This window comes from Gallibacterium salpingitidis, from assembly GCF_001678495.1.
GTDB classification, from domain to species: Bacteria; Pseudomonadota; Gammaproteobacteria; order Enterobacterales; family Pasteurellaceae; genus Gallibacterium; species Gallibacterium salpingitidis.
This window is the reverse complement of record NZ_JTJL01000012.1, coordinates 152,440-172,388: the sequence shown is the minus strand read 5'-3', so window position 1 is coordinate 172,388 and position 19,949 is coordinate 152,440. Positions and strand designations below refer to the sequence as shown.

The window sequence follows — 19,949 nt, the reverse complement described above, 5'->3', positions numbered from 1 at the left end:
TTGAATAGATCCTCCACTAACTTAATAAGCTCATATTACAATTAGTATGAGCTTATTCTTTTGTATAAATAAATCATATATCCTTATTTATAATCAATAAAAAAACTGCACCCTATTTTTAATAGGATGCAGAAGTTATTTAAGGATGTTATATGAAACCTAACTATTATTTCTTCTTCGCATATTTCAAAGAGTCAATTGCAACCGCTAAGATAATAATTGTACCTTTGATAATGTATTGCCAATATGGGTTAACACCGATATAAGTTAAACCATAGTTGATAACGGTGAAGATGATTACCCCAGTGATAACACCGATAACTGTACCCACACCACCAGCGAATGATACACCACCAACCACACAAGCAGCGATAGCATCCAATTCGTACATAAAACCAAGGTTGTTAGTTGCACTACCGATACGACCGCCTTCTAACATCCCTGCGAAACCATAGAAGGCACCAGCTAGAACATAGACAAAGATTAAGTTACGAGCTACGTTTACACCTGATACTCTTGCGGCTTCTGGGTTACCACCGATAGCAAACATATTTTTACCAAAGCGGGTTTTATTCCACACTACCCAAACAAAGAACGCAGCAATCGCAGCATAAATCGTGATGTAAGAGAGTCTAAAATCACCTAATTGGAAGAAACCTTGGGTAAATTCTGAGAATGATTTGCTAAATCCAGCAATTGGTGAAGAACCTACTGCATCATAGTAAAGTGAGTTAGCACCATAAACGATAATCATCGTACCTAGGGTAGCAATAAATGGTGTTACATTAAGATAGGCAACAATTAAACCATTCACCATTCCAATAACTGCACCAATACCACATACAATAAGGATTACCACTGGAATTGGCATTTCAGCTAAATCTGGGAATACTCGGTTTGTATTATCTAACGCTTGTAACATAGTAGCAGACACCACCGCAGCAAGACCAACCTGACGCCCAGCAGACAAGTCAGTACCTTGAGTAATCAAAATACCCGCCATACCTAGTGCAATAATCAATCTTACTGATGATTGTGTGAGAATGTTACTGAAGTTCAATAAGCTTAAAAAGGTATCATCTTGAGAAACGATCACACCTAACAAGATTAAGAGAACAAAATAGATTGCATTTTGTTTCATAAAATCTAGTGATTTTTTTTGTTGAATACCAGCCATAATTCAATCCTTTTATCAACTATAAATATTTCGCTGCTAGTTGCAAAATCTCTTCTTGCGAAGTTTTTGCCGTTTCGACAATACCTGCAACACGACCATTACTCATTACTAAGATTCTGTCTGTTACCCCTAAAAGTTCAGGCATTTCAGAAGAAATCATAATGATCCCTTTGTCTTTTTCCGCTAACTGCATCATTAATTGGTAAATTTCAAATTTTGCCCCAACGTCGATACCACGTGTTGGTTCATCCATCATTAAAATTTCAGGTTGTGTCAATAACCAACGACCGATAATCACTTTTTGTTGGTTACCACCAGAAAGTGAACCAATATTGGTACGATGTGATGGTGTTTTTACATTCATTGAATCAATAACCCATTGCGTATCGCTTTTCATTTTAGCTGTACTCAATAAGCCAAATTTACCTAAGTAAGATTTCATATTAGAAATCAATGAGTTAAATTCAATGCTCAAATTGGCATAGATACCTGTCGAACGACGTTCTTCCGTAATCAACGCAAAACCATTGTTAATCGCTTCTAATGCACTACGGTTACGCATTTCTTTACCATGCAATTTGATTGTACCGCTGCGTTTTTCACGAATACCAAAAATGGTTTCTACAATATCAGTACGTTTTGCACCAACTAACCCAGCGATACCAAGAATTTCACCTTTACGAAGTTCAAAGCTAACATCTTGGATAGAAGGTTGGTTTTTGGCAGTTAAATGTTCTACGGTAAGGATAGTTTCTTTTGGTACATTGTGTTTTTCTGGGAAGCGTTGTGTTAATTCACGCCCTACCATCATTGCAACTAATTGATCCATATTGGTATCTTTAATTGCAACCGTATTCACCCATTTACCATCACGTAAGATGGTGACTTCATCACAGATTTTGAAAATTTCGTCCATTTTGTGTGAAATATAGATAATTCCACAACCACGACTCTTCAGTTTCGCAATAATCTTAAATAAATGATCAACTTCTTTTTCAGAAAGGGACGATGTTGGTTCGTCCATAATCACAATTTTTGCGTTGTATGAGAAAGCTTTTGCAATCTCAATCATCTGCATTTGTGAAACAGAAAGTTTTGCAACTCTTTCTTTTGGATCAATATCAATATCTAATTCATCAAAAATCGCTTTTGTATCACGATACATTTTACCATGATCCACTAATCCTGCTTTCAATGGATAACGACCTAACCAAAGGTTATCCATTACACTTCTTTGACGAACTAAGTTTAATTCTTGGTGCACCATGGAAATCCCGTTTTCCAGTGCCTCTTTTGATGTTTTAAAATTAACTGTTTTTCCGAGATAAAGAATCTCACCTTCATCTTTGGCGTAAATACCGAACAGACATTTCAGTAATGTTGATTTTCCTGCACCATTTTCACCCATTAATGCATGCACGGAATATGAACGTACCGTTAAGTTTGCATGATCGAGCGCTTTCACACCGGGAAATGACTTACTGACGTCCTTCATTTCTAACAGTATTTCACTTCGGTTTTCGACTTGCATTGACATATCTAACCCCAAACTAACGAAAGAGGGGAGGAATCTCCCCTCTAGGAATGACAAATCACGGTATTATTTTAAGAAATCACCTAAATTATCTTTATCTACGCCAACATATGGAACACGAACATAACGTTTATTAATTTTCCATTGTGTACCTTCGTCAGCTGCTTTGCCATGTGCTAAGTTGTTAGATAAATCAACAACTGCTTGCGCTTGGTTTACACCGTCATTTAACACAGTACCTGCAATTTCACCTTTCTTAATTAATTGCAATACTTCTGGTAATGCATCAACACCAAAGATTGGTAATTTCTTACCATGTGCTTTAGTCGCTTCTAATGCACCCATTGCCATACCATCGTTGTTAGAGATGATAACTTCGATATCTTTTGCTTTAGAGCTTGATAACCATGCGTCAGTTTTATCTTTCGCCATCGCAGCATCCCACATACCGGTATCTAAGAAGAGTTGCTCAGTTTGGATACCTTTTGCATTTAATTCTTCAATCACATATTTAGTACGTGCTTCTGCATCTGGGTGGCCTGGTTCACCTTTTAATAATACAAATTGGATTTTACCGTCTTTATTTAAGTCCCAATCTGGATTTGCTTTCCATTGTTTTGCGATTAAGTCACCTTGGATAACGCCAGATTCTTTTGGATCAGTACCAACGAAGTATGCTAAATCATAGCTATCGATTGCTTTTTGACCTGGATCTTTGTTGAAGAATACAACAGGTACATTACTTGGTTTTGCTTTAGCAATAATGGTTGGTGCTGCTGAAGGGTCAACTAAGTTAATTGCTAACGCTTTAACACCTTTAGAAAGTAGAACATCTACTTGGTCATTTTGGATTGATTGTGCATTTTGCGAGTCATTCATTAATAATTTAATGCCAGGAACTTTTTCTGCATCTTTATTAATTTCTTTACGCATTAATGACATAAAGTTGTCATCGTATTTGTAAATGGTTACACCGATACGCACATCTTTTGCTTGTGCTACAGAACCTAAACCTAAGCCTAATGATAAAGCAATCGCACTTAATACAATTTTCTTCATAATACAGATCTCCTGATTATATTTTACTGGAAATTCATAGTGTTAAAGTTAACAACTTTCCTTCGTTTAATAGCTCGCTACTTATTCGCCAACTATTTTGTTATCTTTCCATACCACTCTTGCAGAAATAATAACTGTTAATAGCATACCGCTTTTTTTGCACCTTTGATGTGATCGGTTTCACAAAAATGTAACTCCATTACAATTTTTTTTATTTTTGCCGTCTTTCTACGGAAAAACGTCTTACTAAAGTAGGATTAAATTGAATCGGTTTTGGTAAATTTACATCATCATTAGCTAATCCAAGCGCTAATTCAGCTGCATAATTTGCCATTAAATCAATAGGATAACGAATAGTTGTTAATTTAGGAATTAAATGGTTTGCAATCGGCATATCATCAAAACCAATAACAGAAAAATCTTTTGGCACTATAATACCGTTTTCACTAAGTACTGACATTGCCCCAGACGCCATAGAATCGTTATATGCCACCACAGCAGTTAAGTCACTGTTATAACTCAATAAATTGATCATTGCCTCTTCACCACCTTCAAAGTTTGGTGAAGCTTGTGTTATCGCTAATTTACGTACAGGTAGATTATATTTTTGCAACATATTTAAATAACCTTGTAAACGGTCTGTTTCATCATGAATCGGATGGTTAGATCCAATATAACCAATGCAGCGATGACCGCATTTAATCAAGGTTTCAGTTGCAATTTCAGTACCTTTAGTATTATCTAAACCAACACAGCGATGTTCAAAACCTGGTATCACACGATTGATAATGACCATTCCTTTTACTGCTCGTAAATAATTCGCCAACTCCTCATCAGACAAGGCTTTAGCGTGCACTACTAAACAGGTGCAACGCTTACGTAAAAGGTTATCAATCGCCTTACGTTCTTTCTCTGCATTATGATAACCAATGCCAATCAAAATATTTTTTTGATACTTTTCCGCAACCTGATCAACTGATTTTACTAAAATAGCAAAAAATGCATCTGTTACATCAGTTACAACCACCCCTATCGTATCAATACTTTGCGATGCTAAAGCTTGAGCATTCGCATTTGGCTGATAATTTAATTCTGTAACTGCTTGTAATACTTTATTTTTTGCCTTATCACTAATGCTTTCATGATTATTTAATACCCGAGAAACAGTGGCTACGGAAACGCCAGCTAGCTTAGCTACATCACGAATTGTTACCATATTTTCAACCCATCAATGACTCTGTTACATAATTTGCTTAAATAATACCGCTAAATTAACCTATATAGGGATAAATATGTTCTTTTTGTGATCTAGATAACAGTTTATTCGACAAATAATTGGTATCTTACACAGAAATTTTGTAACCGTTTTCATTTTTAATACAAGGAATATCTCATGAGCGATTTTTTTGATCCTACTGAACATCCACATCGTCGTTATAATCCGCTTAAAGGTGAGTATGTTCTTGTTTCACCACATCGTGCAAAACGCCCTTGGCAAGGTCAGCAAGAAAAGGTTGTAGATGAGCAAAAACCTAGCCACGATCCAAATTGTTACCTTTGTCCAGGCAACAAGCGCATTACTGGTGAACAAAATCCACAATATACAAAACCATTTGTATTTAAGAATGATTTTTCCGCTTTGCTGACACAAACACCGACACCACCAGCAAGCGATAATCCGTTATTTCAAGTTTCTCAAGCTACTGGAGAAAGTCGTGTTGTCTGTTTTTCTCCTGATCACAGTAAAACACTACCATTATTAACAGAACAAGAAATTGTTGAAGTGATCAAAGTGTGGCAACAGCAACTTACAGAATTAGGACAACAGTATCCATGGGTACAAATTTTTGAGAATAAAGGTGCGGCAATGGGATGTTCAAACCCACATCCGCATGGGCAAATTTGGGCAAATAGTTTCCTACCGAATGAAATTGCTCGAGAAGATCAAATGCAACGCCAATATTTGGCGCAACATGGTTCAGTTTTGTTAGTCGATTATGTGCAACAAGAATTACAACGCAAAGAACGTATTGTGGTTGATACAGAGCATTGGTTAGCAGTCGTACCTTTTTGGGCTATTTGGCCTTTCGAAACCTTATTATTACCAAAAGCTCACGTTAAACGCTTAACTGAACTAAATGAAGTACAACGGGCTGATTTAGCAGTTGCCATTAAACAATTAACCACGAAATATGACAATTTATTCTCTACTTCTTTCCCTTATTCTATGGGCTTCCATGGTGCGCCATTTAATCAGGAAGATAATCAACATTGGCAGTTACACGCACATTTCTATCCGCCATTGCTACGTTCCGCTACAGTACGTAAATTTATGGTGGGCTATGAAATGCTAGCTGAATCACAACGTGACTTAACTGCTGAACAAGCGGCGACTCGTCTTGCTGCTCTATCCACTATTCACTATAGCCAAACCAATTGATCGAGCGAGGAATTTATGAATCCAATCCAGCAATCTAAACAAGTCTTTATTGAACGTTTCGCTGTACAACCAACATTACAAGTTTATGCGCCCGGACGAGTAAACCTGATTGGTGAACATACAGATTATAACGACGGTTTTGTAATGCCTTGTGCTATCAATTATGGTACGGCTATCTGTGGCAATTTACGTGATGATCATCAATTCTATGTCTTTGCTGCAGATTTAAATGAAACTGATCAATTTTCTTTAATCGAAGAAATCAAACCTGTCGATCGTAAATGGTGCAATTATATTCGTGGTGTTGTTCATTTTATTCAACAAGCCTGCCCTGAATTTAAACAAGGAGCTAATTTAGTCATCAGCGGCAATGTGCCACTATCATCTGGCCTAAGTTCTTCAGCAGCATTAGAAGTTGCAACAGGGAAATTCTGTCAACAACTTGGAAATTTAGCGCTGACTAATACAGAATTAGCGCTGATTGGGCAAAAATCAGAAAACATTTTTGTTGGCTGCCAATGCGGCAATATGGATCAATTAATTTCTGCTTTAGGACAAGAACATCATGCACTTATGATTGATTGCCGTAGCTTAGATACTGTACCGACACCAATTCCAGATAATTTAGCCGTAATGATTGTTAACTCTCACGTTAAACACGATCTTGTCGATGGAGAATACAATACTCGTCGCCAGCAATGTGAACAAGCTGCAGCTTTCTTTGGTGTCAAAGCGTTACGTGATGTAACGGTTGAACAATTTAATGCAAAAGGTGATGAACTCGCAGCAGCTAATCCACTCGCTTATAAACGAGCAAAACACGTTGTTACCGAAAATCAACGTGTGTTAGAAGCGGTTGAAGCATTAAAACACAATGATATTACTCGTTTAGGAGAGTTAATGGCGCAATCTCACGATTCTATGCGTGATGATTTTGAAATCACTGTGCCGGAAATTGATTACTTAGTTGAATTAGCGCAATTAGTGATTGGAAAAACGGGCGGAGCTCGTATGACAGGCGGCGGTTTTGGCGGCTGTATTGTGGCAATTGCACCACATAATAAGGTCGAAGCTGTCCGCAAAATCATTGCTGATAACTATCATAAGCAAACTGGATTAAAAGAAGATTTCTATGTTTGTACCGCTTCACAAGGTGTACATCTATGTTAAAACAAAGCAGTATTTTAGCTCCCGATCAACAAGCCTATCAGTTGATCACTTTAACAAACTCAAACGGTATGCAAGTACAATTAACTGATTGGGGCGCAACGCTACTCTCTATTCTTGTTCCTGTTAAGGGTGAATTAAGAGAAGTATTATGTAGTTGTCCACTTGAACAACTTGCGAACAATCAAGCTTATCTAGGTGCAACGATCGGACGATTTGCTAATCGTATTGCAAAAGGTAAATTTCGTTTGAATGGTCGTACTTTGCATATCGTTAAAAACCAACAAAACTTACATAGCTTACATGGTGGAAAAGGTTTTGATCAGCGTCGCTGGCAAGTTGAGGCTATCCGACCAAATAGTGTCACACTATCACTCTATTCACCAGATGGCGATCAAGGTTTCTCAGGAAACTTACAAACAAAAGTGATTTACCGTTTACAAGATGATAATACGCTTGTGATTGAATTTATTGCAGAAAGTGATCAAGACACTGCACTAAACCTAACCAACCACGCTTATTTTAATCTTGATGATAAGGTTTCAGATGTTAGACAACATCAGTTGCAACTATTTGCTGATTACTATTTACCAGTAAATAACGAAGGTATTCCTAATCGACCATTGACCGCAGTGGATAATACTCACTTTGATTTCCGTCAAGCAAAAGTCATTGGTCAAGACTTTTTACAAGATAGCGATCAGCAGGCGGTTGGTGGTTATGACCATGCATTTCTACTACAAGGAAAAGTAGGAGAATTAAAACCTGCCGCTAAACTGACTTCGGCAACGGGTGATTTAACGCTAGTTCTTTCCACCACTCAAGCTGCAGTACAGGTTTATACAGGTAACTTTTTGGCTGGAAATCCAAGCTATTGTGGTACTTATCAGAATTATCAAGCAATTGCACTTGAACCTGAAGCACTACCAGATGCTCCAAATCATCCGGAATGGTATCAATATGGTGGGATTCAAAAAGCTGGAAAACGTTATCAGCATCAAATCATGTATCAATTTATCTAATCTTATTAATATTGATGAATGGAATCCTTTCCATTCATCTTTCTTCATTTAGTTATTTTAAAAATACACTAGGTAACCAAAGCGATAACTCAGGAATAAATGCAATTAATATCATACTGACTAACATTGCAAATAAGAAAGGTAAAATAGCTCTAAATAGAGGAATAATTTGTAATTTAGCAATAGCCATCGCAATAAATAATCCTGGACCTACTGGTGGTGTCACTAAACCAACTAATGTAGCAAGGCTGATCATTACACCAAAATGAATAGGATCAATACCAAAGGTTTTTAGCACTGGTAATAATAAAGGCACAATTACTATCATTACACTAATACTTTCTAAGAACATTCCTAACAAAATCACCAATAAATAAATTAACATCAAAAATACTATTTTAGATTCTGTCAAAGAGGCCATAAATGTAACGATTTGATCCGGAATCCCTTCAAAAGTTAAAGACCAGCCAAATACTGACGCTGCTGCAATTAACCCTGTAATTACTGCTGTACTTTTAGCAACACGAACTAAAATGCCTGGTAAATCTGAAAATTTAAGTTCTTTATAGACAAAAGAACCTATTGCAAAAGAAAGAACTGATGCAACAGCTCCTGCCTCGGTTGGTGTCATAACTCCACTTAAGATAAGGATAATAATAGACAAAGGTATACAACCTGGTAATAAGCCACCAATAAAATCTGCTTTAGGTGATTCATGAGTAGCATAACCACCATCTTTTGGTAATCCTTTTACCAAACCAATAATCATAATCACCAATGCAAAAGAAAATATAATAAGAAATCCTGGTAGAGTACCTGCTAAAAATAGGACAGCCACAGGCTGATAAGCAATTACACTATAAATAATCATCAACATAGATGGAGGAATAATTGGACTTAATAATCCACCGGCTATAGTTACGGCAGCCGAAAAGTTTTTGTCATATCCTTTCTCAACCATAGTCGGGATCATCAATTTACTCATAATGGAAATTTGTGCTGTAGCACTTCCTAAAATGGAAGCTGCCATTGCATTAGTAAATAAATTGACATATGCCAAACCACCTCTAAAGCCACCCACAAATAAATCAGCACAGGCTATCAGTTTCTTGGTAAGTCCTCCTTTATTCATTAATTCACCTACTAACATAAATAAAGGAATTGCCAATAATCCACTTTGATTTAACACACCATCCATTTGAATAGTAATCGAACTAAGCAACAGCTGATTGCCATTTTCTACCATGAAAATAATTGATGCTAACAGTAATGAGATAAAAATAGGTACACCAATAAATAAAGCAACGAAAAATCCAATTAGTGTTAACATAATTAATCCTCCACAATTTGTGATTGTTGCTCAATTGGTGCCAAACATTTCACAAATAAATGCAATGCCATAAGATGAAAACAAATCACCATAAATAAATGGTTATACCACTTTAATAAACCTGTAGTTGGCGAAATTGATAGCTGATTTTCGGGTCTTACTATCCAATCAATTGCATACCAACAAACAATACACATAGTGACCAACCCAATAAAATAAATTAATCTCTGTACTAAACCGATAGTGGATTTTGGTAACAACATAAGTAAAAAATCCACTTTGACCATTTCATTACGATAAGTAAGATAACTCACACCGACACAAGTTACCGCACCAAGCATTTGTACTGTCACATCCTCAGCCCAGAAAATTGGATTCGCAAAAAAATAACGTAAAACAACTTGAGCAATTAAAATAAACACTATCGCTAGAATTAACACCATCACAACGGTTCTTTCGAAACGGGCAATTAAGCGATCTATAGAAATTAATGGTTGCAACATTTTTACCTCCTAATTTCCATTGTTACTGAAACGTTGATAAAACGCCTTCATAAGAGGATCTGTTTCTGCATACTTAGCAGATACTCTCTTGCCAACCTCTTTTAAAGGTGCGTAATCTGGCGCAATAATTGTTACTCCGGCTGCTTTCAAAGCATTGAAGTTATTTTTTTCCTGCTGTATTTGTTGTGCAAAACCCCATGTTTCAGCTTCTTTGAATGCTTCTTTAATTTGATTTTGCTCTGTACTACTTAACGTATCCCACCAGGTTTTAGAAACCACCATCACCCCAGGAAATGTCATATGATTAAATAAAGTTAAATAAGGAGCTTGTTGATACATTTTCATACCCACCACAATATCTAAATCAGCATCAACACCACTGATTAAATTTGTCGTTAATGCAGGTAACATATCGCTAATACCTAAAGCTGTTGGCGCAGCATGTAATTCACTCCACCAAGTATTAAATAACTGATTAGGATAAGAACGAATTTTCTGATTACGTAATGCAGACAGATCATTTACTGGCATAGTAGAAATTAAAACCCTCATTCCTACCATTGAGTACCCTAATCCAATCAATTTATGCTTCTCTAAATCCTTCAATAACGCTTGAGCTTCCGGTGTATCAACTGCAGCAATAGATTCTTCCATTGTCGAAAACATATATGGTAAGAACCAGGCATTCATTGATGGTGAGCGATTAGATAGATTAGCGCCTGTTAACATTGCAAAATGCATTGCGCCAGACTGCAATAAATCAATCATCTGCTCTTCACCACCTAATTTAGCAAGCGGATAAATTTGAATTTGAAATTTATTATTACTAATCTTTTGCAAATTCTGAGCGAATCTCACTGATGTTTTATGCCAAATATGACTTGGCGGAGTAACATGGCCTAAACGCAAAGTTTCTGCATAGCTATTTATAACTAAACAACAACTTAGGAATAAAAATATGAGAGTGTTTTTAATAGACATAAAAACCTCCTATGAAAATATAGGATTAAAAATAAACCCCACTTTGCTACATATAACAAAGTAATAAGCAAACGTGGGGGAAGATAATAAATAAGAAAGAGATTTAAACTTATGCAATAATTAATTGGATCTTACCTAACCCCTCGATAGAACCTTCTAACTTATCACCACTCTTCACTGGCCCAACGCCTTCTGGAGTACCTGTATAAATCAGATCTCCTGGTTGTAGATGATAAAATTGAGATAAATGGGCAATAATTTCTCGGACATTCCAAATTAATAAAGATAATGACGATTTTTGCACAGTTTTTCCGTTTACCTTTAATTCTAATATTCCATCTGTAATGATGCCTGATTGACTAACTGGAACAATTGGAGATAGCACTGCGGACTCTTCAAAATTTTTGCCAAGATCCCAAGGGCGTCCCATATCACGTGCTTTTAATTGCAAATCTCGTCGTGTCATATCAAGGCCACATGCATAACCGAAAACAAGGCTATCTGCATCATCTTCAGCAACATTAAAGCCAGATTTGCCAATAGCAACCACAAACTCCATCTCATGATGATAGTTATTGGTTTTTGGTGGATAAGCGATAGTTGAACCTGTTGGCACATATGTAGATGAATCTTTTAGAAAATAAAAAGGTTCTTGTGTACTTTTATCTACTGCCACGCCCATTTCGGCAGCATGAGCAAGGTAATTCCGCCCAACACAGAAAATTCTATTAATTGGAAATTTTTTTTCTGTTCCAACAATATCAGCTAGTACTGGAGCTTTAATAGGAAATACGGTATCGGTCATAATTTATTCCTCTTTGATTCAATTAGAAAATATTAAGATAGCTATGTAATGGACTTTCATCAGCAGTAATAAAGAAAGCATCGCTATCGCTCTTATTGATTAATGTTGTTTCTGAATAACCTGGTACACAGAAAGTATCTTTCTCACACCAATCAATACAATCTGCATTGTCAACTTTGAAACTACCATTACCTTCAATAACGTGAAAAATTGCTGATGTTGTACGTTTTGGTAAAGTGCAACTCATCCCTGCTCTCAATAACAAAGCACCAAAACCAATACTTGGAAATAAGCTACGACCATTTTCTGGATTAACATAACTTACTTGTAAAAGTGGAGAACTACTGTGTTGCTTCATTTCAACCAAGCAATTGCGTGTTTTATTCCATGGATACCGTAACATTGGAGCATTCTCTTTATTACGTGCAAAACCCAAATTAGGCACGATTCCACAAGCACTATACTCTGCAAAAGACTTATCTCTTGATAAAGAAAGTGTTTGAGGTTCACCTTCAACACACCAAGAACTATCCAATCTATAAATTAATGGTAAATCTAAAACATCTAACCAAACTATCGGACCATCTCCATTGTGGCGATGCTCATGCCATGCTCCTGACGGAGTAAGAATTAAATCACCTCTCTCCATATGACAAGGTTCCCCGTTAATACTGGTATAAGCACCTTCTCCTTCAACAATAATCCGTACTGCATTAGGCGTATGTAAATGGTTAGGCGCAGTTTCTCCAGGTAAAATTAACTGTAAGCCAAGATAAATACTCGGTGTGACTTGAGCGTTTTCTAAACCAAAGCCAGGATTAGCTAAAATAAGAACTCGCCGTTCTGCTTTTTCAATAGGAGTAAGTTCACCTGCTTGTAACAACAATGGTCTAACATTTTGATAAGACCAAACCATCGGAATGGTATGGCTTGCTGGCTTACCATAGGGTAAAAAAGCTCTCATACTTGGCCACAATGGTACAAGATTTAAATTGGTTAAATTTTCTCGATATTCGATTGGTAATTCGTCTAATGTAGCTAAGTCGCTCATAACTTGTCTCCTTTGTGCTGACTGGCAGTCACATTTATTTAATAAAATCAGGTTGTTCTTCTGGTTGTGCTTGCATAAACGCAGGATGTTTAATGCTATGTTCAAACACTTCCATTAAACGTGGATAAGCACTTAAATCACATCCAAAACGTTTAGCATTGGCCATTTGTGGTATAAGACAGATATCCGCTAAACTTGGTTGTTCACCAAAACAATATGGTGTTTTCTCTCTGGCTGATAATACGCTCTCTGCCGCACTTAATCCTTCAGCTACCCAATGTTTATACCAATCTGCTTTCTGTTGTTCTGTCACCCCAAGTTGATTTTTTAAATATTTCAATACTCGTAAATTATTAATTGGATGGATATCACAGCTGATCCCATAAGCAAATGCTCGAACTTGCGCTCTAAGTTTGATGTCTTTAGGTAATAATGCTGGTTCAGGGAAACAAGCATCTAAATACTCAATAATTGCTAATGATTGATTTAAACGGAATCCATCATCATCAATTAATAACGGCACACCTTTTGCCGGATTTAAATGTATATAGTCTGCTGTTTCTTGTTCGCCAATACGAATATTTACCCCTTGATACTCATAAGAAACACCTTTTAGCGCCAACGCGATGCGTACACGATAAGAGGTAGAACTATTAAAAAAACTATAAAGTTTCATCGATATCTCCTGTTATTTTGGATGGCTCTATTATTTACTAAATAAGCTATGCTTGTATAATGATAAAAAATGATAAATCCATACCAAAAATGATATATAAAAGAGAAATAAAAAAATGAAATGGATTAGACAGTTAAAGTTAAAACAACTCAACTTATTGATATTATTAGCAGAAACTGAAAATTTAAGTGAAACTGCTCGTAAAGCCAATATGACCCAGCCAGCATTATCTCGTTGGCTTAAACAATTGGAAGACGATACAGATTTACAACTTTTTGTGCGTCATGCGAAAGGATTAACGCCTACTGACGCTGGTAATGTACTTATTGCTCATGCACGACGCATTTTGATTGAAGCTTCTCGTACCCAACAAGATCTGGATAACATTTCTAAAGGACAACAACGTACATTAATCATAGGAATGTCTCCCGCTGCAGCTCCTAGTTTTGTGCCAAAAGCCATTATGCGTTTTCTAGAAGAAAATCAAAATGTATATATAGAAATTAAAGAAGACACGATGGACAGTTTAATTGAACATTTAAAACAAGGGGAATTAGATCTTATTGTGGGACGATTAGATAGTTATACCCCTCAAGAAAGAATCCAAAGTGAATTACTCTATCGAGATCCTATTTGTATAGTAGCTAACCGCAATCATCCTTTAAGCAAACAAACGCATATTAGTTGGGATGATTTAGCGCAGTATGAATGGATTGTTTGGCCAACTGGTGTGCCAATACGTAGTCGACTAGATAATGCCGTAACCTCTACAGGAAAACCACCGCCTATCTACCGAATAAAATCTACATCACAAATGGCAAATTTATATATTTTAGAACATAGCGATATGTTATCTGTCGCTTCTAAAAGTGTCGCTGAACATTTTCAGAAAAGAGGTGTCTTGACAAAATTAGACTTTGATTTGGGTGTAGTGGATGGTGCCGTTGGTATGATCTGGCACGAACAAGTACAGCCAGACTTATTACTAGATGCACTTATCCAGTGCTGCAGAGATTCTGCTATAACCAATACTTTAGATAATTAATTTATATAACATAAAAGTGGATGAAACTACATCCACTTTATTTTTCTTTATTTTGTCACTGCAAATTAATGTGAAACCAACCAAATTAAGTTGGATAGATACACTATGAAATTATTTAATCAATAAGTCCCTTAGCAAAAAGATAATCCAAAACTAAACATCCCGCCTGTGAGCAAATTGCTTTATCTTTAGTAGTCAGCCAACGAATTTCTTCAATTTCTGCACTGGCAGATAGCTCTCCTTGATATTGCGCTTGATAACAACGCATAATCACCATTACCCCTTCTGCTTTACCATGTGCTTGTGCTTGAAAGGTTTCCACTAGTTGTAAGCTATCTGGTAATAAATCAACATTTAATTCCTCTTTAATTTCACGAATTAATGCTTGTTGATCACTTTCCCCTTTTTCTCGTTTGCCACCTGGTAAATAATACTGATCTTTACCATAGGAACGTGTCATCAATACACGTTTATTGTCTAATAAAATCCATGCGAGTTTATCAATATGTTGTGTCATTCTTTTCTCCTATAAAATTATTTTATGACTATTCCCTTGTGTAGAATTTCTTTGCTAGTATAGAGCGTTTTTGACAAACCGTAACCTTTAAATTGAGATAGGATAATTATGCTCACTGTCTATGGAATTAAAAATTGTGATACTGTGAAAAAGACTTTAGCTTGGCTGCAACAACATCATCTCGAAGCAGTATTACATGATTATCGTCAACAAGGCATCGATCGAAACTTTTTACAGCAAGTTGCCGATTATTTTGGTTGGGAAAATTTGGTAAATAAGAAAAGCACTACTTGGCGTAATCTTGATCAACAAACCAAAGAACAATTAAATCAAGACAATGTTTTCGATCTATTACTTGCACAACCTACATTGATTAAACGCCCAATTGTATTAGGTGATAATGTTCAACTCATTGGCTTTAATCAAAAACAATACGCTGAATATTTTGAGGTAAACTAATGAAACAACAGGTTATCTCTCTAGCTCAAGACTTAATTCGCCGTCCTTCTATCAGCCCTAATGACGAAGGCTGTCAACAAATAATTGCGGATCGTTTAGCTAAATTAGGATTTAACATTGAATGGATGCCATTTGGCGAAACATTAAACCTTTGGGCTACTCATGGTCAATCAGCACCTACTATTGTATTTGCCGGACATACTGATGTTGTACCAACAGGTAATGAACAGCAATGGCGCTATCCGCCATTTTCTGCAGAGATTGTCGGCGATATGTTATATGGTCGCGGGGCTGCTGATATGAAAGGTTCTTTAGCGGCAATGGTTGTTGCTGCTGAAGAATATGTCAAACAACACCCTAATCATCCAGGGCGTATTGCTTTTTTAATTACTTCTGATGAAGAAGCAGCAGCAAAAGATGGTACGGTAAAAGTAGTAGAAGCATTAATGGCTCGCGGTGAACAAGTCGATTATTGTTTAGTTGGAGAACCTTCTAGTACTACTGTCGTTGGCGATATTGTTAAAAATGGACGTCGAGGTTCTATTACAGGCAATCTTTATATTGAGGGCATTCAAGGTCACGTGGCTTATCCTCACCTTGCTGATAATCCAATTCATAAAGCAGCTGCGTTTATACAGGATTTAGTGGATATTCAATGGGATAATGGTAATGAATTTTTCCCACCAACTAGTCTGCAAATTGCAAATATTCATGCCGGTACAGGTTCAAATAACGTAATCCCGGGCGAATTGTACATTCAATTTAATCTACGTTTTAACACTGAAACCACTGATCACAAGATCAAACAACGTGTAGAAGAGTTATTAAAACAGCATAACTTGAAATATCGTCTTGAGTGGTGGTTATCTGGTCAGCCATTCTTAACGGCAAAAGGTAAATTAGTGGACGCTGTCGTACAATCATTGCAACAAGTTGCTAATATTACCCCTACCTTGGAAACCAGTGGTGGTACATCTGACGGGCGCTTTATTGCGTTAATGGGAGCTGAAGTAGTAGAGCTCGGACCACTTAATAAAACTATCCATCGTATTGATGAATGTGTAAGCTGTACAGACCTAGCTACACTGACTGCAGTACATATACAAATGTTACAATCTCTCTTAGGGAAATAATGTATGTTATCTATTGATTGTTTAACTGGCAAATCACGTCAACATTTATCCCTTGTGCCATTAGCGCATTCCACTGCACATTTTTTACAGAAAGATGCTGCTAAAGCTTTTCTTGCTCTACAAAAAACTGCAAAAAAAGCAGGCTTTAATCTACAACCAGTAAGCTGTTTTCGTGACTTTGCACGTCAGCAATGGATTTGGAACCATAAATTTAATGGCATAAGAAAAGTGCATGATAGATACGGCAATATTATTAATCTTTCTATGTTAGATGATTGGCAACGTTGTGAAGCAATTCTGCATTGGTCTTCTCCGCCTGGAGCAAGTCGTCATCATTGGGGAACAGAAATCGATTTTTTTGATCCTCATTTGCTCACTTCAAGTGAACCTTTATCTCTGGAAGCACAAGCATACCAAAAAGGTGGTTGCTTTTTCCCATTAGTGGAGTTTTTACTAGATAACATTGCGCACTATGATTTTGAGTTACCCTACACTAAACTGCCAGACAATAAAAAACGAGGTATCGAATATTGGCATCTTAGTTATCAACCATTAGCAGAAAAAGCGCGACAACGACTCACCCCAGAAGTCTTGTTCGATACGTGGAAAAATGAAAAAATCGCTGGGAATTCAGCACTAAAACAACGAATTTCGACGCTTTTTGAACACTTTATCCTATAAAGGCTAAAAAGAGAGTTCCACTAATAATGGATTGTGATCAGAAGCTTTACTCTGTTCCGTAGTCGCTTCGATCACTTCCATATCTCGGACAAAAAGATGATCTAATGGATATTGATTAAAACGTTCTCTTACATCAGGTGTAAATTTAACTTCACTTAATCCCAATTGTTGAGCCATATCTCTTATTAAGGTTGTTCGTTCTGCATTCCACGCATTAAAATCACCTGCCAAGATTACAGGCCCTTGATGAGCTTTTACTTGCTGTATTAATTGCTGCAATTGTTGCTGATAAGCTTCTGGTATCCATTCAAAGTTAATTAAATGAGCACTAATTACCAATAAAGATTGCCCATTTGCCAAAGCATAACTCGCACTAATACTCGATTTTGGTAAACGAATCCAAGGTTCTACTACGGATGCACTGCAATAGCGTTGTGGAACAAATTTCGTTAATAACGCCACTCCCGCCGTAATATCTTTATAAGCAACTGGGCTAGCAAATAATTGTTGTGGCAGATCACTTAATATCTTAGGTAAGTTCTGTTCACTGGTAACTTCTTGCAATAGCAACAAATCACGATCCTGACTATAACGAGTTAATGCTTGCTGCCACCCTTGATCAAATCCTTTATGTAAATTCCAAACCAAGATACGCAAGTGATCTTGATTAATCACTGTTGCTGTTTTTGCTAATGGTTGATAACAGGTGACTTTAGTCGTATCGTCTGGTGCGAAAGATTCTGCTTTAGTTAATGTTGAAAAAGAAAAATAAGCTGTTTGCGGTACAGGATAGATTGTTAATGGCTGCAGAAAAAACCAGCCAAGCAATAGTAACAACAAAACAAATAGTAAACTCTTTTTAAACAGACTTTTCATAAATTCTAAGAAAATTTTAAAATATACCTACATACTACCACTTTACTTATCCCCAATGAATTGCTTTAATAGCGCGCGTTAATGACTTTACCAAAGAAGGCTTATTATGAGCATTTATACCTATATTTGTTTTTTATCCGCCATCTCGATCATACTTGGTTTCGTTACCAGTAAAATCAGCGATAAAATTCAATCTACTATCGCCATTACTGCAGCAGCAATGGTAGGCTCCTTATTATTATTACTCCTTGGTTATCTTGGTTGGTTTCAGATCGATTCAATTGCAATCGAAGTGATGCAAAAAATTGATTTCAAGAGTTTCTTACTTGACGGGATCTTAGGGTTCTTATTATTTGCTGGTGCATTAGGCATTAAAATTCCTGTATTACGTGATCAAAAATGGGAAATCACTATTTTTGCTCTCTTCTCAACCTTAGCATCTACTTTTATCGTTGGCGCATTAATTTACCTTGTTGCCAATCTTATCAGCTTACCGATTGACTTTATATACTGTCTATTATTCGGTGCATTAATTTCACCAACTGACCCAATTGCCGTATTGGCAATTATTAAAAATTTACGTGCACCGAAGCGTTTATCAATGCAAGTTGAGGGTGAATCCTTATTTAATGATGGTGTAGGTTTAGTAATTTTCGTCACCATTTTCACTGTTGCTTTCAGTACAGAAGAGATGACCGCTAGTGAAGTGCTACATCTTTTCCTACACGAAGCAATCGGCGGGATCTTATTTGGTTTCGTCCTAGGCTTAGTTGCACATATTCTTATTTCAGCAACAGATGATGGTAGCTTGGAAATCCTATTGACTTTAACCATTCCAACAGCAGGCTTTATGCTAGCTAATATGTTAGGTGTTTCTGGTGCATTAGCAATGGTTGTTGCTGGAATTATGGTAGGTAACTGGACACGTCATCGTGGCTTCTCAGAACAAAGTCAGCGTTATCTTGATCACTTCTGGGAAATGATCGATCACTTCCTTAACTCACTACTCTTTTTCCTTATCGGTTTTGCGTTATTACTCATCGACTTTACCTTCAAAGGTTTCTTGATGATGTTATTAGCAATTCCAGTATGTTTGATCGCTCGTTACCTCAGTTTATGGATACCATATTCAGTACTAAAATTCTTCCGTACTTATAATCCATATACCTTAAAAATTATGACTTGGGGTGGTTTACGCGGAGGTCTTGCTTTAGCAATGGCGCTTTCCTTACCGGCCAAAACAGTATTTGTGAATGGTACTGATGTCAAAGATATTATTTTGATTATGACCTATGCGGTAGTGGTATTTTCTATTTTGGTACAAGGTGTCACCATTGAGAAAATGATTAAGAAATCAAAATTGGTTGATCCTAATCGTGAAGAATACCTAACACCAAGCAGTCATTTTGATTCTCATGTTTCTGCGCATAAATAATTTTGCTCACCATTAGAAGAATCAGTATAATTTACTCATCTCGCCGCACATCTCTATG

At 36.6% G+C, this 19,949-nt stretch carries 20 protein-coding genes; 8 read left to right on the top strand and 12 right to left on the bottom strand.

The genetic code is table 11. The annotated features are described in order from the left end of the window. Positions 1 to 166: 166 nt before the first annotated feature. The 4 genes from mglC to QS62_RS03685 form a co-directional block, all read right to left on the bottom strand. Complete coding sequence (gene mglC, locus QS62_RS03700) at positions 167 to 1,177, bottom strand: galactose/methyl galactoside ABC transporter permease MglC (protein WP_066106088.1); 1,011 nt, start codon at positions 1,175 to 1,177, stop codon at positions 167 to 169. A 19-nt stretch (positions 1,178 to 1,196) separates the two neighbouring features. Then, complete coding sequence (gene mglA, locus QS62_RS03695; protein ID WP_066106085.1) at positions 1,197 to 2,714, bottom strand: galactose/methyl galactoside ABC transporter ATP-binding protein MglA; 1,518 nt, start codon at positions 2,712 to 2,714, stop codon at positions 1,197 to 1,199. Between the two features lie 63 nt (positions 2,715 to 2,777). Then, entirely contained in the window at positions 2,778 to 3,770 is a 993-nt protein-coding gene (gene mglB, locus QS62_RS03690; RefSeq protein WP_066106082.1) for a galactose/glucose ABC transporter substrate-binding protein MglB, read from the bottom strand. A gap of 211 nt (positions 3,771 to 3,981) precedes the next feature. Beyond that, entirely contained in the window at positions 3,982 to 4,986 is a 1,005-nt protein-coding gene (locus QS62_RS03685; protein WP_066106077.1) for a substrate-binding domain-containing protein, read from the bottom strand. Between the two features lie 177 nt (positions 4,987 to 5,163). On the opposite strand from QS62_RS03685, the gene galT reads away from it, so the two are divergent. From galT to galM, 3 genes are read left to right on the top strand one after another with little or no spacing between them, the layout of a single operon-like run. Beyond that, positions 5,164 to 6,210: a galactose-1-phosphate uridylyltransferase gene (gene galT / locus QS62_RS03680; protein WP_066106074.1), complete on the top strand. Its 1,047-nt coding sequence runs from the start codon at positions 5,164 to 5,166 to the stop codon at positions 6,208 to 6,210. A 15-nt stretch (positions 6,211 to 6,225) separates the two neighbouring features. After that, positions 6,226 to 7,380, top strand: coding sequence for a galactokinase (galK, locus tag QS62_RS03675; RefSeq protein ID WP_066106069.1), 1,155 nt, complete (start codon positions 6,226 to 6,228; stop codon positions 7,378 to 7,380). Continuing rightward, a complete protein-coding gene (gene galM / locus QS62_RS03670) occupies positions 7,374 to 8,399 on the top strand; it encodes a galactose-1-epimerase (RefSeq protein WP_066106064.1) in 1,026 nt (341 codons plus the stop codon). Before galK ends, galM begins: the two co-directional genes overlap by 7 nt. Positions 8,400 to 8,451: 52 nt before the next feature. Here the strand turns inward: galM and QS62_RS03665 are convergent, their stop codons facing one another. The 6 genes from QS62_RS03665 to maiA all read right to left on the bottom strand — a co-directional run bounded on the left by QS62_RS03665 (position 8,452) and on the right by maiA (position 13,745). Continuing rightward, a complete protein-coding gene (locus tag QS62_RS03665) occupies positions 8,452 to 9,729 on the bottom strand; it encodes a TRAP transporter large permease (protein WP_066106062.1) in 1,278 nt (425 codons plus the stop codon). 2 nt (positions 9,730 to 9,731) lie between these two features. Beyond that, positions 9,732 to 10,232, bottom strand: coding sequence for a TRAP transporter small permease (locus QS62_RS03660; protein WP_066106059.1), 501 nt, complete (start codon positions 10,230 to 10,232; stop codon positions 9,732 to 9,734). Between the two features lie 9 nt (positions 10,233 to 10,241). Next, positions 10,242 to 11,213: a TRAP transporter substrate-binding protein gene (locus QS62_RS03655; protein WP_066106056.1), complete on the bottom strand. Its 972-nt coding sequence runs from the start codon at positions 11,211 to 11,213 to the stop codon at positions 10,242 to 10,244. A 109-nt stretch (positions 11,214 to 11,322) separates the two neighbouring features. Continuing rightward, complete coding sequence (locus tag QS62_RS03650; RefSeq protein WP_066106053.1) at positions 11,323 to 12,018, bottom strand: fumarylacetoacetate hydrolase family protein; 696 nt, start codon at positions 12,016 to 12,018, stop codon at positions 11,323 to 11,325. A gap of 22 nt (positions 12,019 to 12,040) precedes the next feature. Then, the gene (locus QS62_RS03645) at positions 12,041 to 13,069 is read right to left on the bottom strand and encodes a cupin domain-containing protein (protein ID WP_066106050.1); all 1,029 of its coding nucleotides are present in this window, start codon (positions 13,067 to 13,069) and stop codon (positions 12,041 to 12,043) included. A gap of 34 nt (positions 13,070 to 13,103) precedes the next feature. Then, positions 13,104 to 13,745, bottom strand: coding sequence for a maleylacetoacetate isomerase (gene maiA, locus QS62_RS03640; protein WP_066106048.1), 642 nt, complete (start codon positions 13,743 to 13,745; stop codon positions 13,104 to 13,106). Between the two features lie 115 nt (positions 13,746 to 13,860). Here maiA and QS62_RS03635 point away from each other — a divergent pair, with 115 nt between their 5' ends. Continuing rightward, the gene (locus QS62_RS03635) at positions 13,861 to 14,790 is read left to right on the top strand and encodes a LysR family transcriptional regulator (RefSeq protein ID WP_066106045.1); all 930 of its coding nucleotides are present in this window, start codon (positions 13,861 to 13,863) and stop codon (positions 14,788 to 14,790) included. A 115-nt stretch (positions 14,791 to 14,905) separates the two neighbouring features. Here QS62_RS03635 and QS62_RS03630 read toward each other — a convergent pair whose 3' ends face one another. Further along, positions 14,906 to 15,307: an NUDIX hydrolase gene (locus QS62_RS03630; RefSeq protein WP_066106042.1), complete on the bottom strand. Its 402-nt coding sequence runs from the start codon at positions 15,305 to 15,307 to the stop codon at positions 14,906 to 14,908. A 108-nt stretch (positions 15,308 to 15,415) separates the two neighbouring features. Between QS62_RS03630 and QS62_RS03625 the strand changes: the two genes are divergently transcribed. From QS62_RS03625 to QS62_RS03615, 3 genes are read left to right on the top strand one after another with little or no spacing between them, the layout of a single operon-like run. After that, complete coding sequence (locus QS62_RS03625; RefSeq protein ID WP_066106039.1) at positions 15,416 to 15,766, top strand: ArsC family reductase; 351 nt, start codon at positions 15,416 to 15,418, stop codon at positions 15,764 to 15,766. Next, positions 15,766 to 16,899, top strand: coding sequence for a succinyl-diaminopimelate desuccinylase (dapE, locus tag QS62_RS03620; protein WP_066106036.1), 1,134 nt, complete (start codon positions 15,766 to 15,768; stop codon positions 16,897 to 16,899). The genes QS62_RS03625 and dapE overlap by 1 nt, the downstream gene beginning before the upstream one ends. A gap of 3 nt (positions 16,900 to 16,902) precedes the next feature. After that, positions 16,903 to 17,580, top strand: a complete 678-nt coding sequence (locus QS62_RS03615; protein ID WP_066106033.1) for a M15 family metallopeptidase — start codon at positions 16,903 to 16,905, stop codon at positions 17,578 to 17,580. A 3-nt stretch (positions 17,581 to 17,583) separates the two neighbouring features. Here the strand turns inward: QS62_RS03615 and QS62_RS03610 are convergent, their stop codons facing one another. Next, entirely contained in the window at positions 17,584 to 18,420 is an 837-nt protein-coding gene (locus QS62_RS03610) for an endonuclease/exonuclease/phosphatase family protein (protein WP_197495422.1), read from the bottom strand. A 142-nt stretch (positions 18,421 to 18,562) separates the two neighbouring features. On the opposite strand from QS62_RS03610, the gene QS62_RS03605 reads away from it, so the two are divergent. Continuing rightward, the gene (locus QS62_RS03605; protein WP_066106027.1) at positions 18,563 to 19,891 is read left to right on the top strand and encodes a cation:proton antiporter; all 1,329 of its coding nucleotides are present in this window, start codon (positions 18,563 to 18,565) and stop codon (positions 19,889 to 19,891) included. The last annotated feature ends 58 nt before the right edge of the window (positions 19,892 to 19,949 follow it).

Coding starts and splice junctions, on each gene's coding strand:
- galT (WP_066106074.1), top strand. CDS start 5,164: ATGAGCGATTTTTTTGATCCTACTGAACATCCACATCGTCGTTATAAT.
- QS62_RS03650 (WP_066106053.1), bottom strand. CDS start 12,018: ATGACCGATACCGTATTTCCTATTAAAGCTCCAGTACTAGCTGATATT.
- mglC (WP_066106088.1), bottom strand. CDS start 1,177: ATGGCTGGTATTCAACAAAAAAAATCACTAGATTTTATGAAACAAAAT.
- QS62_RS03625 (WP_066106039.1), top strand. CDS start 15,416: ATGCTCACTGTCTATGGAATTAAAAATTGTGATACTGTGAAAAAGACT.
- QS62_RS03630 (WP_066106042.1), bottom strand. CDS start 15,307: ATGACACAACATATTGATAAACTCGCATGGATTTTATTAGACAATAAA.
- maiA (WP_066106048.1), bottom strand. CDS start 13,745: ATGAAACTTTATAGTTTTTTTAATAGTTCTACCTCTTATCGTGTACGC.
- galM (WP_066106064.1), top strand. CDS start 7,374: ATGTTAAAACAAAGCAGTATTTTAGCTCCCGATCAACAAGCCTATCAG.
- dapE (WP_066106036.1), top strand. CDS start 15,766: ATGAAACAACAGGTTATCTCTCTAGCTCAAGACTTAATTCGCCGTCCT.
- QS62_RS03645 (WP_066106050.1), bottom strand. CDS start 13,069: ATGAGCGACTTAGCTACATTAGACGAATTACCAATCGAATATCGAGAA.
- QS62_RS03615 (WP_066106033.1), top strand. CDS start 16,903: ATGTTATCTATTGATTGTTTAACTGGCAAATCACGTCAACATTTATCC.
- mglB (WP_066106082.1), bottom strand. CDS start 3,770: ATGAAGAAAATTGTATTAAGTGCGATTGCTTTATCATTAGGCTTAGGT.
- QS62_RS03655 (WP_066106056.1), bottom strand. CDS start 11,213: ATGTCTATTAAAAACACTCTCATATTTTTATTCCTAAGTTGTTGTTTA.
- QS62_RS03605 (WP_066106027.1), top strand. CDS start 18,563: ATGAGCATTTATACCTATATTTGTTTTTTATCCGCCATCTCGATCATA.
- mglA (WP_066106085.1), bottom strand. CDS start 2,714: ATGTCAATGCAAGTCGAAAACCGAAGTGAAATACTGTTAGAAATGAAG.
- QS62_RS03685 (WP_066106077.1), bottom strand. CDS start 4,986: ATGGTAACAATTCGTGATGTAGCTAAGCTAGCTGGCGTTTCCGTAGCC.
- QS62_RS03635 (WP_066106045.1), top strand. CDS start 13,861: ATGAAATGGATTAGACAGTTAAAGTTAAAACAACTCAACTTATTGATA.
- QS62_RS03660 (WP_066106059.1), bottom strand. CDS start 10,232: ATGTTGCAACCATTAATTTCTATAGATCGCTTAATTGCCCGTTTCGAA.
- galK (WP_066106069.1), top strand. CDS start 6,226: ATGAATCCAATCCAGCAATCTAAACAAGTCTTTATTGAACGTTTCGCT.
- QS62_RS03665 (WP_066106062.1), bottom strand. CDS start 9,729: ATGTTAACACTAATTGGATTTTTCGTTGCTTTATTTATTGGTGTACCT.